Below are 11471 nucleotides of genomic sequence, written 5' to 3' on the forward strand. Positions count from 1 at the left end.
ACTAACGCGCCAGACGCTCTAGATGGCGATAGCCTCCGGTCGCGATGAAGAGTGTCAGGAAGACGGATGCGTTGTAGCTGGCGTGGACGAGGGTTGAGCAGGCTACGGAGCGGGTCTTGATGCGCACGATGGAGAGGACCAGCGAGACGCAGAAGAGGACGAAGAGGGCGACCCAGGCGTGGGCGAGCTGTTCGGCGTGCAGCAGGGCGAACAGGATGCTCGACAGGATGGTCGAGAAGACGATGGCTGCCGTGGTGAGGCCGGTGGTGTTGTGCCAGCGTTCTCGGGCGGCGGGGGTTTTGGGCAGCGAGAGCCAGTCGTAGGCGATGGCGAAGGCGGGGAAGAGGAAGCCGCGGAAGGCGATCTCCTCGAACAGCGGAGCGACCAGGGTGCCGAATGCCGTGACCAGCCAGACGTCGGAGGTATGGCGGAAGAAGTCGTCCATGGGGATCGACTTGGGCACGGGGATGAGCGAGGAGATGGCCTGCACGGCGAAGCCGGTGATGAGGCCTATGGGGATCAACTTCCAGGCGTTGCGGCGGGCGGTGGCGAAGTCCCACTGGATGCCGTCGGCGAAGCTGCGCTGCCAGAGCAGCGGAAAGAAGAAGAAGGAGATGCCGAGCGTAACGAGGTAGGTGATCGCTTGTGAGGCGATGATCAGCTTGGGGTGGAGCGCTGCGTTGGCTGTACGGTGCGGATCGGCTACCGGATGCGACAGGCCAAGCAGCGTAATCTGCGTGAAGACCAGAACAAGAGCCGCCAGGGAGACGAAGAGCACGGCGTGGCCAAGGTGCGGGACGCGCGCGGGGACTCCGGGGCCGGGGGCGACAGAGGGCGGCGGAGCCTCGATGATGATGGCTTCGACTTCCTTGGGCAGAGGCGCAATGGGCCGGACGGCCGGTGCCTGCGGCTGGGAGAAGTCCCGCTTGAGGTCTTCAGGAAGCGGAGGTGTGGAAGGGTGGCTCATGCCTTCTTCTTTGATTTGGCGGTCTTTCCGGCGGTGGATTTTTTCTTCTTTGATGCTGAGTCCGTTGCCTCAGCAAGTTTAACTGTCCGCGGAGTAGGTACGCCGGTTTTCTTCTCAGGAGGAACGAACTTGCCTTTGGCTTTTTTGTCGGGGTCGGTGGCGGCGCTGATGCTGGCTGACTGCGGTCCGACGTGACTGCTTCCGTTGCGGCTGGCGGCGAGCTGCGCCGGGGTGTAGTGGCGGGCGAGGAACTCGGCGGTGTAGGAGCCTTTGACCGTGGCGACCTGTTCCGGCGTGCCGTGGGCGATGATCTGGCCACCGCCTTCGCCGCCTTCGGGGCCGAGGTCGAGGATGTAGTCGGCGTTGCGGATGATGTCGAGGTTGTGCTCGATGATGACGACCGTGTTGCCGAGGTCGGTGAGGCGGTGGAGGACCTCGAGGAGCTTGCGGACGTCGTCGAAGTGGAGGCCGGTGGTGGGCTCGTCGAGGAGGTAGAGGGTGCGGCCGGTCTGGCGCTTGGAGAGCTCGCGGGCGAGCTTCATGCGCTGGGCCTCGCCGCCGGAGAGGGTGGTGGCGGACTGGCCGAGGTGGATGTAGCCGAGGCCGACATCGACGAGGGTCTGGAGCTTCTGGTGGACTGCCGGGATGTCCTTGAGGACAGGCAGCGCGTCTTCGATGGCGAGGTCAAGCAGGTCGGCGATGGAGTAGCCGTTGAACTTTACGGCGAGCGTCTCGTGGTTGTAGCGGCGGCCATTGCAGACCTCGCACAGGACGTAGACGTCGGGCAGGAAGTTCATCTCGATGCGGCGCTGGCCTTCGCCCTGGCAGGCCTCGCAGCGTCCGCCCTGCACGTTGAAGGAGAAGCGGCCGGGTTTGTAGCCGCGCTCGCGCGACTCGGGCAGCATGGCGAAGAGGTCGCGGATGGCGGAGAAGACACCGGTGTACGTCGCGGGGTTCGAGCGAGGGGTACGGCCGATGGGCGACTGGTCGATCTCGATGACCTTGTCGATCTGCGAGATGCCGCGGACTTTGCCGTGCTGGCCGGGCTCTTCGCGCGAGCCGTAGAGCTCTTTAGCGAGGGCACGGTAGAGGATGTCGTTGACGAGGGTGCTCTTTCCACTGCCGCTGACGCCGGTGATGACGGTCATGACGCCGAGGGGGAAGTGGGCGGTGACGTTCTTAAGATTGTGGGCGGTGGCGTTCTCGACGGTGATCCAGTTGCCGGTGAGCGGGCGTGGAGCCTGGCCGGGTGTGGGGCGGGTGACGATGTCGATCTTTCCGGCGAGGTACTGCCCGGTCACGGAGGCCGGGTTGTCCATGATCTGTTGCGGGGTGCCATCGGCGATAAGGTGGCCGCCGTTTTTGCCGGCTCCGGGGCCGAGGTCGAGCACGTAGTCGGCCTTGCGGATGGTGTCTTCATCGTGCTCGACGACGAGGACGGTGTTGCCGAGGTCGCGCAGGTTTTCGAGCGCGGAGATCAGCCGCTGGTTATCGCGCTGGTGCAGGCCAATGCTCGGTTCATCGAGGACGTAGAGAACGCCGCGGAGGCGCGAGCCGATCTGCGTAGCGAGGCGGATGCGCTGGCCTTCGCCTCCGGAGAGCGTGGCGGCGGAGCGATCGAGAGACAGATAGCCGAGGCCGACGGCGTTGAGGAATTCGAGACGCTCGATGACCTCGCGCTGGAGGCGGTCGGCGATCAGGCGCTCACGGCCGGTGAAGTTCATGGTCTTCGCGCTGGTGAGGGCTCTTTCGAGGGACAGCCCGGTGAAGTCGGCGATGCTTTGTCCGTTGACGGTGACGGCGAGGGATTCGGGCCGCAGGCGTTTGCCGTGGCAGCGCGGGCAGGTGGTCGCGGACATGTACTGCATCATGTACTCGCGATAGCCCTCGGACTTGGAGTCTTCGAGGTTGGCACGGAGGTAGGCGAAGATGCCGTGGAAGCCGGTGCGTCCTGCCTCGCCCTTGGGTGGCCCGTAGAGGAAGAGATTTTGCTGCTCGTGCGTGAGTTTTTCGAACGGCTGATTGATGTTGATCTTGTATTTTTCGGCGGCGAGCTTGATGAGGCGCAGGAGGTATTGGGAGGCGGAGCCGGGACCCATCGCGCCATCGAGGAGCGGTTTGGACCAGTCGGTGATGGTTTTCGCGGGGTCGAAGTCGTAGATGGAGCCGAGGCCGTGGCACTCGGGGCAGGCACCGTAGGCGGAGTTGAAGGAGAAGCTACGCGGCTCGAGCTTGGGGACGTTGATGCCGCAGTCGGGGCAGGCCATCGACGAGGAATAGAGGGTCTCTTCCTGGTGGCGGGTGACGGGGTCCTGGATGCCGATGAGGACGAGGCCGTTGGCCATCTGGAGGGCCTTGGCCACGGAGGCCTCGAGGCGGCGGGTATCGTATTTGGGCGCGGCGCCCGCGAGCGCGGCAGAGGTGTTATCCGGCGGCAGCGGCTTGAGGATGATGCGGTCGACGATAGCCTCGATGGTGTGGTTCTTACGCTTTTCGAGGCGCATGCCGTCGGTGATCTCGATCATTTCGCCGTCGACGCGGGCGCGGAAGCCCTGCTGGTCGAGCGCTTCGAGCTCTTCGCGGAACTCGCCTTTGCGGCCGCGGACGATAGGAGCGAAGACGGTGATGCGCTCGCCGGGGGCGAGGGCGACGATGCGTTCGACGATCTGATCTGCCGACTGGCGTGAGATGGGGCGGTGGCAGTTGGGGCAGTGCGGCTGGCCGACGGAGGCATAGAGCAGGCGCAGGTAGTCGTAGATCTCAGTGATGGTGCCGACGGTGGAGCGCGGCGAGCGGGAGGTGGTCTTCTGCTCGATGGAGATGGCGGGGGAGAGGCCGTCGATGGAGTCGACGTCGGGGCGCTCCATCTGGTCGAGGAACTGGCGGGCGTAGGCGGAGAGGGTTTCGACGTAGCGGCGCTGGCCTTCGGCGTAGATGGTGTCGAAGGCGAGGGAGGATTTCCCCGATCCCGAAAGCCCGGTGACGACGGTGAGTGTATTGCGTGGGATGGAGACGGAGACGTTGCGCAGGTTGTGCTGACGTGCTCCCCGCACGGTGATGTGGGTGATGCCTGGCCGGGGGGACCGGGTCTTCGTTTCCGGCGCGGTAACGGGTGAGGTGCTCATAGAGATGTCTGGGCTCCAGATAGCGCCGCGGACGGCTCAGGGGCCAAGTTATTAGGATACGGCATTCGGCGCCGGGACGGAGGAAGGGTGGCGGCGGGCCTGTTCGAGGGGGCGGATACAACCAGAGTGGGACGCTATGTATCTGAAGGTGCAATAGCGAAAACTGCACGGTGCATTGTAATTGGGAGTGAGTTTGTCACAATGGTGTACGGAATAGACGTCCGGAGGGTGGCTGAAATACCTTCGACAGGGCTTCAGGAGCAGTTGTGAACTCGATCGTGTTGGTCTCTGCGGTACTTTCATCGTTGGCTGTTGGCGTACTTGGCGCATACGGGATATGCGTTTCGATGTTCCGGATCTTTCGGATTCATGCGAAGCAGGTTGCTGCGGAGAGACAGGCGAGAGCTGCGATGGCGGCTACGCAGGTGGTCGAAGGCTAATCCGCATAAACCATGCGCTATCAGACGGCTGGTGCCGTATCGATTCTTATTCCAATTAGAAACTGAGTAACGCTGAGCAGCTTTAGTGCTGTTGTTGCTGTTGCTGGCGCAGCTTCATCAGCTCGTCGAAGATCTGCTGTGGCGTTTTTACGCCGTTGGGTGACTGCTGGTTGGAGTCACTACTTGTCGTCGTAGCTGAGGCTGGTGCGCTGTTATCAACCGTCGGAGGCGGGATGGGCGTAGCAACGGCAGGCGGTGCAGGCTGCGACTGCGAGCCAGAAGGCGGTGGTGGCGGCTCCGGCGGGTTGTTGACGATCTGGCGGACAGGCGCATCGTCATCCGAATCGGAGTTTTGGATGGCATTCGGGTTAGGTGGCGTTGGCCCCCCGGTCCTGGTTGTCAGCACCAGCTCTGAGGGACGGCCATCGATGCCCTGCACCAGCAGCATGTTGCTTCCCGTGCCATCGAGCAATGTAGAGAGAACCTGCGACGGCGAGGCCGGTCCATAGTCGCCGAAGACGCGCTCGTCCTGAACACCGCCGGTGATCTTGATTCCGGTTTGTCGGGAGATATCGCGCAGAATCTGGTTCAGGCTGGAGTTGGAGGCCGAAACCGAAATCTGCCCATCGTGATAGGAGATAGTAGCCCGGTGCGCCGGCCCTTGTACGGGTGCGGGAGCCGCAGCCGGAGCAGGTGCTGTATTGTCTGTATCCGAAGTTGGCGCTGTGGGGGGAAGCGTCGCTGGGGTTGCCTGCGGTGGCGGGCTGGCAGGAGAGTTTGCCGGATTTGCCTGCACAGCCGCCGGGGGCAGGCCGGGATAGTTGGTGCGGTTTTGCGCGCAGAGGGGCACCGTTGCCGGGAGCAGCGCAAGCGTGAACAGACGAATTAGCTTTCCAGCAGTCATGCTGTTCGAATTTCGGTAAAGCCCCTGTAGAGATACGACGCCGTGCTGCGGCAAACGTTATCGTCGCTGATAGTGTATTCCTCCCACGTCTGGAATCGCAGCGATGCGGGATGGGTGTACTAGACTTGATTCGATATTTGGCATCTGACAGAGTAGGTCTGTTTTGCCGGGAGAAGGATTCGATGAAACACAGGACGGCGTGTCGCGTGTTGGCAGGAATGCTCTTAGTGGCAGGAGCGACCTTTGCGAGGGTCAACGCAGAGACATGCACGACGCAGTCGGCGATGAGCGCGTCGGACCGGGACGCTCTGGCGACGGCTGCACGCGGCCTGGCGCAGAAGGTGGAGACGAACGACAGCGCGGGATTGCGTGCCGTAACGATTGCTACCTATGCGCGTGACTTTGGAGCGATCCAGAATCTGGTTGCCAGTACATCCGCGAAGGTGAAGGGCGCTACGCCGATGGTGGAGCAGGTCTATCTTCTGGATGCCAGCGACCTGAAGTCAGCCGCGGATGGTTCACCGGGCAACGCGCAGTTTGCCTGCATGCTGAATAACTCGATCGCCGAGGCCGACTTTTCGATTCCCGGCCTGCCTGCGGGTAAGTATGCCTTTGCCATCGTGGAGATGCGCGGCGGCGTTGCTCCGTGGAGGTTGTCTTTCCTCCTGCAGCAGGTGCAGGGACAGTGGCAGATGGCGGGCTTCTATCCGCGTCCGATGACAGCCGCGGGTAAGGATGGATTGTGGTACTGGACGCAGGCGCGCACGATGGTGAAGAACAAGGAGCCGTGGACGGCGTGGCTCTACTATCAGCAGGCCGAGGTGCTGCTGAACCCGGCAAACATGATCCAGAGTACGCATCTGGACAAGCTGCGCAATGAGCAGACAACGGCTGCTCCGCCTACGATTTCGAGTGGTGTGAGTGCCGATACGCCGCTGGTGGTGAAGGGAGTCGATGGCGCGGAGTATCACTTCACCGGTCTTGGCGTGGATGATTCGCTTGCGAAGGAGAAGGTGGATGTTACGGCGAAGCTGAAGGTCGATCAGCTTGGCGACGCAGTTACAGCTCGCAAGCGCAATGCCGATGCTGCGAGCGCGCTGGTGGCCGCATATCCAGAGCTCAGGAAAAATTTTCACGGCGTTTGGATCTTCGCCGAGGTTCCTGGCCAAAACCCCTATGCCACGGAGATGGCTATGAACGAGATTCACTAAGAGGAACGGAATCGTAAACAGGGTTTTCACGTTGCCGGGATTTCGGCAGTGCTATCTTCTTGAAGACGCCTTCATCCGTATGCAGCGGACTGCTCCCGAGCCATGGAGCGAAGAAGGACGACGCAAGTAGAACCGGAAGACAGGGGAACGATGGCAAAGATCAGGAAGACATTGAGTCAGGCAATTGAGGAGAGACGCGCGACACCGAGCTTCGACAGCGCGCCTCTTCCGCCAGAGGACCTGAAGCAGATTCTTGAGGCTGGACTACGTGCGCCCAGTGGGTACAACATGCAGCCGTGGCGTTTTGTGGTGGTGCAGTCGCCGGAGCAGAAGCGGCGTCTGCGTGCAGCAAGCTACAACCAGGCCAAGGTAGAGGAGGCCTCTGCCGTCATTGTTGCCTGTGGCGATGCCGATGGCTGGCGCAAAGATGTTGACCTGATGCTGGAACAGGGACGGAGCGGCGGCATGCCGGAGAGTTACGCAGCACAGGCACGCACCAGCATCTCGAACTTCCTGAGCGGCTTTACGACGGAACAGATGCATGCCTGGCTCAACAAGCACGTTATGATCGCCTTCACCCACATGATGCTGATGGCCGAGGTGATGGGATACGATACGGCTCCAATGGAAGGCTTCGAGCAGGATAAAGTGCACGAGGCATTGCGGTTGCCGATGAGCTACTGGGTGGTGGCGCTGCTGGGGATCGGACATCTGAAGGGGCCGGACAAGTACAACGGCGGACGTTTCGAGATGTCGCACACGGTCTTCGGCGAAGAGTACGGTAAGCCGCTGAAGTGAGCCCGAACCTTGTCTACGGACAGCGATGAGATCAGGCCGCGGCGCGAGTATCCTCGCGCACCAATCGTTGGCGTAGCCGGTGTTGTGCTGTGTGGGGACAGGGTTCTACTGATCCGCCGTGGGCGCGAACCGCTAATCGGGGCATGGTCGTTGCCGGGCGGTGCGCTTGAGCTTGGCGAGACGACAGCCGAGGGAATTTCACGCGAGATATTCGAAGAGACCGGGGTGCAGGTGCGTCCGATAGCCATCATCACAACGCTGGATCGCATCCTGCGCGATGCGGATGGCGCCGTGCAGTTCCACTATGTGCTTGTGGAGTGGTTCTGCGTTGCCGATGATTGCTGCGATCCGATCTGCGGCGATGACGCGGCCGATGCACGTTGGGTTTTGTGCGAGGAGGTTTTTTCTGCGACCTATAAGCTCGACGAGACTACACTGGGCGTGATCGAAGGTGCGCTGAAGATCGCGGAGACGATGCAGAGATGATGAAGATCGCGCTGCGCTTATTTGCGGTAATAGCCGTGCTGCTTCTGGTTGCCGGGTTGATCTTCTACTTCAACCCGCTATGGGTGGTCGATCAGCAGGTGCGTCTGCACTTGTGGCGCGAAGGCGTCAAGAGCGACTATGTCGACGCCGGCGGATATCGGCTGCACTACTTTGAAGCTGGCAAGCCGGATGGAACTCCGCTGCTGCTGGTTCATGGGCTGGGCGCACGCGGCGAAGACTGGCGCGAGATGATTCCTGCGCTGGCTGCACGTGGATTTCACATCTATGCGCCGGATCTTCCCGGCTATGGTCGCTCCTCGAAACCGGCGAATGCGGATTACTCCATTGCGATGGAGGAGGCAGCGGTCGTTTCGTTTATGCAGGCTGTTCATCTTGCCCACGCCGATATCGGCGGATGGTCGATGGGCGGATGGATTGCGATGAAGCTGACATTCGATCATCCGGAGCTGGTCGATCGGCTCGTCGTTTATGACAGCGCTGGCGTCTATTTCCCGGCAACGTTCGGCGCCGATCTCTTTGTGCCGACTGATGCCGATGGCGTCACGAAGCTGATGGCGATCCTCTCTCCGCATCCGCAGCCTATACCAGCCTTCGTGATGCGCGACGTGTTGCGCAAGATCGCCCATAATGGCTGGGTGACCGAGCGCAGCATGGCGTCTATGGTGAGCGGACGCGACCTGATGGACTTTCGTCTGCACGATATCCAGAAGCCGACGCTGATTGTTTGGGGATCTGAGGACGAGTTGATTCCGCTTGAGTCCGGCCGCAAGATTCATGAAGGCATTCCGAATTCGGTGCTGAATATCGTTAAAGGTTGCGGGCATCTTGCGCCGCTCGAGTGTTCGCAGCCAGTCGCCGAAGCAACTGATGTGTTTCTGAAGGCGCAGCCTCCGATGCAGGGCGGTGAGAAGGTCTTTCTTACTATTGGGATTCCGCGCTAGTCGGTATCAGGCTGCCACTGGTACGCGCCGGGTTGCGGCATGCCGATATGCGCAAGCACGCGGTGGACGAACTGCTGTGCCATCTCCGTTGTGCTCTGCGGAAGATTGTAGAGCGTGGGAATAGTCGGGAAAATAGTTGCGCCAGCTTCAGCCGCAAGCTGCATGTTACGCAGATGAATGCGATTGAACGGGGTCTCCCGCACGCACAGAATCAGCGGACGCCGCTCTTTGAGAGTGACATCGGCTGCGCGATGAATCAGGTTCGATGCAAGGCCGTTGGCGATAGCTGCGAGCGTCCCCATGGAGCAGGGAAGCACGATCATCGCGCCTGTGGGATAACTGCCGCTGGCGATACTGGCTCCAATGTCGGAATCGGCGTGCTGACGAAGCTTGGTGCATGGGGCGCCGAGTAGCTTCTCTACCAGTCCGTTGCGTCCACTCAGTTGCAGCTCTTCTGCAAAGACGCGCAGCGAGTTTTCTGACGCAATAAAGTTGATGTGTGCGACGCGTGCATCGGCGGCAAGCGCGCGCAGCATCTCGGCGGCATAGATGCTGCCGCTGGCTCCGGTGACGGCGAGGGTGATGTTGCAGGCTTCAGTCACAGGCATGATTATCGCCGATGCGGCTGGTGTCAGGCATTCCGCAGTGCAAAGGCGACAATCGTTTCGCCGTGCAGATGGTGCGCGACATCGAAGGCGGCATTGCTTGCCGTCTCTTGCGCGGGGAGGGTGGGGTCGAGTTCGGCAGCGGCGATCTCCTCGGTTGTCGCCGTGATGAAGCAGAGCTCGCAGGTCGCAAGATCGCCTTCAGCCGTGCGCATCGGCGGTCCGAAGGTACGACAGACAATAGGGCGCGCTGCGTACAGATCACAGGTCCCGGTGACTGGATCGAGAACAGGACAGGGCTCGTTATCGCCGATGCTTTCTTCGTCGGCGAAGAGGGCCGCCTCTTCATAAGCATCATTGAGAATGCCAGTGACGAGATCGCCTGGGAAGAGTGGTGCGATGCGAGCGAGCGAATCGACCACACGAGCGCGAATACGCTGCGCTGCAGAAGTATCACCGTGTTCAAGTGCGCTGAGCGCATTGCGGAGGCGTGATGCGTCTTGTTGCGAGATGGGAAAGACGCCGTGACAACACTGCGTGCATCCAGGCCGACAGGCAAGATGCGTGCCGCCCCGCTCTACAGCGGAGACCAGAGCGGCATCTACGATATGGACAAGCCTGTCGTCGGTAGACATAACGCAAACAAATTATTTTCCAAGCACACGCTTGAAGATGGCATCCACATTCGCCAGCTGGCGGTTGTAATCGAACGCATGTGCCAGCTTCTCGGGTGAGAGCCGTGCGGTGATCTCCGGCACCTTGGCGATCTCTTCGCGGAAGACGAGATCGTTCTTCCATGAGTTCATCGCATGGCCCTGCACGAGGCGGTAAGCGTCTTCGCGGCTCATGCCGGACTCGGCGAGATCGAGCAGAAGCTGGCCGGAGAAGATGAGGCCGCCGGTGGATTCGAGATTCTTCAGCATGCGCGCCGGGTAGACCAGCAGCTTGTCGATCAGGTTCGTTGTCTTCGCCAGCAGGTAGTCGGCGAGGATCGTCGAGTCGGGGAAGATGACGCGCTCGGCAGAAGAGTGCGAGATATCGCGCTCATGCCAGAGGGCAACATTTTCGAGAGCCGTCTGCGCATTGGAGCGCATGACGCGCGCAAGCCCGGAGATCTGCTCGCTGGTGATGGGGTTGCGCTTGTGCGGCATAGCGCTTGAACCCTTCTGCTTCTCGGAGAAGAACTCCTCGGCTTCGCGAACCTCGGTGCGCTGCAGATGGCGAATCTCGGTGGCGATCTTATCGAGCGTGCTGGCCAATACTGCGAGTGTCGAGATGTAAGCCGCATGGCGATCGCGTTGCAGTACCTGCGTGGCGATGTCGGCAGGCTTCAAGCCCAGCTCGGCGCAGATGGCCTCTTCATGCTCGGGCTTCAGGTGGCCGAAGGTGCCGACCGCGCCGGAGAGCTTGCCCACGCGCAGATCTTCTGCGGCGGCATCGAAGCGTGCGAGGTTACGTTGCATCTCCGAGTACCAGAGCAGGAGTTTCAGCCCAAAGGTAGAAGGCTCGGCATGGATGCCGTGCGTGCGGCCGATGATCGGCGTCATCTTGAACTCGAGCGCGCGGCGCTTCAAAACATCAGAGAGCGCGACGATGCCTTCGCGAATGATTACCGACGCTTCGCGAATCTGCAGCGCCTGCGCCGTGTCCACAACGTCGGTGGACGTGAGGCCGTAGTGAAGCCAGCGCGAGTATTCAGGATTGTTGATGTGTTCGGCAACCGTGGTGGTGAAGGCAATCACGTCGTGCCGCACCTCGGCTTCAATCTCGTTGATGCGCTCAACGGTGAAGTTCCCCTTATCGCGGATGGCGTCGGCGGCTTCCTGTGGCACCAGGCCAAAGCGCGCGAGCGCTTGCGATGCGGCGGCCTCCACCTTCAGCCAGCTGCGGTACTTGTTCTCGTCGGACCAGATGCGGCCCATCGCGGGGCGTGTATAGCGAGCGATCAAAGCGTGTGTTCTCCAGAATTTGCG

General features: G+C 61.3%; 11 protein-coding genes. 5 read left to right on the top strand and 6 right to left on the bottom strand.

The window, feature by feature from the left end; translation table 11 throughout:
• Position 1 precedes the first annotated feature (1 nt).
• Positions 2-967: a CPBP family intramembrane glutamic endopeptidase gene (locus KFE13_RS14810; RefSeq protein ID WP_260703868.1), complete on the bottom strand. Its 966-nt coding sequence runs from the start codon at positions 965-967 to the stop codon at positions 2-4.
• On the bottom strand, positions 964-4092 hold the full coding sequence (gene uvrA, locus KFE13_RS14815) for an excinuclease ABC subunit UvrA (protein WP_260703869.1): 3129 nt from the start codon (positions 4090-4092) through the stop codon (positions 964-966). Before uvrA ends, KFE13_RS14810 begins: the two co-directional genes overlap by 4 nt.
• A 266-nt stretch (positions 4093-4358) precedes the next feature.
• Between uvrA and KFE13_RS14820 the strand changes: the two genes are divergently transcribed.
• Complete coding sequence (locus tag KFE13_RS14820) at positions 4359-4532, top strand: hypothetical protein (protein WP_260703870.1); 174 nt, start codon at positions 4359-4361, stop codon at positions 4530-4532.
• Between the two features lie 82 nt (positions 4533-4614).
• On the opposite strand, the gene KFE13_RS14825 is transcribed toward KFE13_RS14820, so the two are convergent.
• Positions 4615-5436, bottom strand: a complete 822-nt coding sequence (locus KFE13_RS14825) for a hypothetical protein (protein ID WP_260703871.1) — start codon at positions 5434-5436, stop codon at positions 4615-4617.
• Between the two features lie 182 nt (positions 5437-5618).
• Between KFE13_RS14825 and KFE13_RS14830 the strand changes: the two genes are divergently transcribed.
• The 4 genes from KFE13_RS14830 (at position 5619) to KFE13_RS14845 (ending at position 8893) form a co-directional block, all read left to right on the top strand.
• Complete coding sequence (locus KFE13_RS14830; RefSeq protein ID WP_260703872.1) at positions 5619-6647, top strand: hypothetical protein; 1029 nt, start codon at positions 5619-5621, stop codon at positions 6645-6647.
• A 150-nt stretch (positions 6648-6797) separates the two neighbouring features.
• Entirely contained in the window at positions 6798-7445 is a 648-nt protein-coding gene (locus tag KFE13_RS14835) for a nitroreductase family protein (protein WP_260703873.1), read from the top strand.
• Positions 7446-7454: 9 nt separating this feature from the next.
• The gene (locus tag KFE13_RS14840; RefSeq protein ID WP_260703874.1) at positions 7455-7931 is read left to right on the top strand and encodes an NUDIX hydrolase; all 477 of its coding nucleotides are present in this window, start codon (positions 7455-7457) and stop codon (positions 7929-7931) included.
• Complete coding sequence (locus tag KFE13_RS14845; protein ID WP_260703875.1) at positions 7928-8893, top strand: alpha/beta fold hydrolase; 966 nt, start codon at positions 7928-7930, stop codon at positions 8891-8893. The genes KFE13_RS14840 and KFE13_RS14845 overlap by 4 nt, the downstream gene beginning before the upstream one ends.
• Here KFE13_RS14845 and KFE13_RS14850 read toward each other — a convergent pair.
• From KFE13_RS14850 to purB, 3 genes are read right to left on the bottom strand one after another with little or no spacing between them, the layout of a single operon-like run.
• Positions 8890-9501 (bottom strand): UbiX family flavin prenyltransferase, encoded by a 612-nt coding sequence (locus KFE13_RS14850; RefSeq protein ID WP_260703876.1) that lies wholly within the window; start codon positions 9499-9501, stop codon positions 8890-8892. The genes KFE13_RS14845 and KFE13_RS14850 overlap by 4 nt on opposite strands.
• Positions 9502-9524: 23 nt before the next feature.
• Positions 9525-10133: a YkgJ family cysteine cluster protein gene (locus tag KFE13_RS14855; RefSeq protein ID WP_260703877.1), complete on the bottom strand. Its 609-nt coding sequence runs from the start codon at positions 10131-10133 to the stop codon at positions 9525-9527.
• Positions 10134-10145: 12 nt separating this feature from the next.
• On the bottom strand, positions 10146-11447 hold the full coding sequence (gene purB, locus KFE13_RS14860) for an adenylosuccinate lyase (protein ID WP_260703878.1): 1302 nt from the start codon (positions 11445-11447) through the stop codon (positions 10146-10148).
• Positions 11448-11471 lie beyond the last annotated feature (24 nt).

This window comes from Edaphobacter flagellatus (genome assembly GCF_025264665.1).
Taxonomy (GTDB): domain Bacteria; phylum Acidobacteriota; class Terriglobia; order Terriglobales; family Acidobacteriaceae; genus Edaphobacter; species Edaphobacter flagellatus.

Coding starts and splice junctions, on each gene's coding strand:
- KFE13_RS14810 (WP_260703868.1), bottom strand. CDS start 967: ATGAGCCACCCTTCCACACCTCCGCTTCCTGAAGACCTCAAGCGGGAC.
- uvrA (WP_260703869.1), bottom strand. CDS start 4,092: ATGAGCACCTCACCCGTTACCGCGCCGGAAACGAAGACCCGGTCCCCC.
- KFE13_RS14825 (WP_260703871.1), bottom strand. CDS start 5,436: ATGACTGCTGGAAAGCTAATTCGTCTGTTCACGCTTGCGCTGCTCCCG.
- KFE13_RS14830 (WP_260703872.1), top strand. CDS start 5,619: ATGAAACACAGGACGGCGTGTCGCGTGTTGGCAGGAATGCTCTTAGTG.
- KFE13_RS14835 (WP_260703873.1), top strand. CDS start 6,798: ATGGCAAAGATCAGGAAGACATTGAGTCAGGCAATTGAGGAGAGACGC.
- KFE13_RS14845 (WP_260703875.1), top strand. CDS start 7,928: ATGATGAAGATCGCGCTGCGCTTATTTGCGGTAATAGCCGTGCTGCTT.
- KFE13_RS14850 (WP_260703876.1), bottom strand. CDS start 9,501: ATGCCTGTGACTGAAGCCTGCAACATCACCCTCGCCGTCACCGGAGCC.
- KFE13_RS14855 (WP_260703877.1), bottom strand. CDS start 10,133: ATGTCTACCGACGACAGGCTTGTCCATATCGTAGATGCCGCTCTGGTC.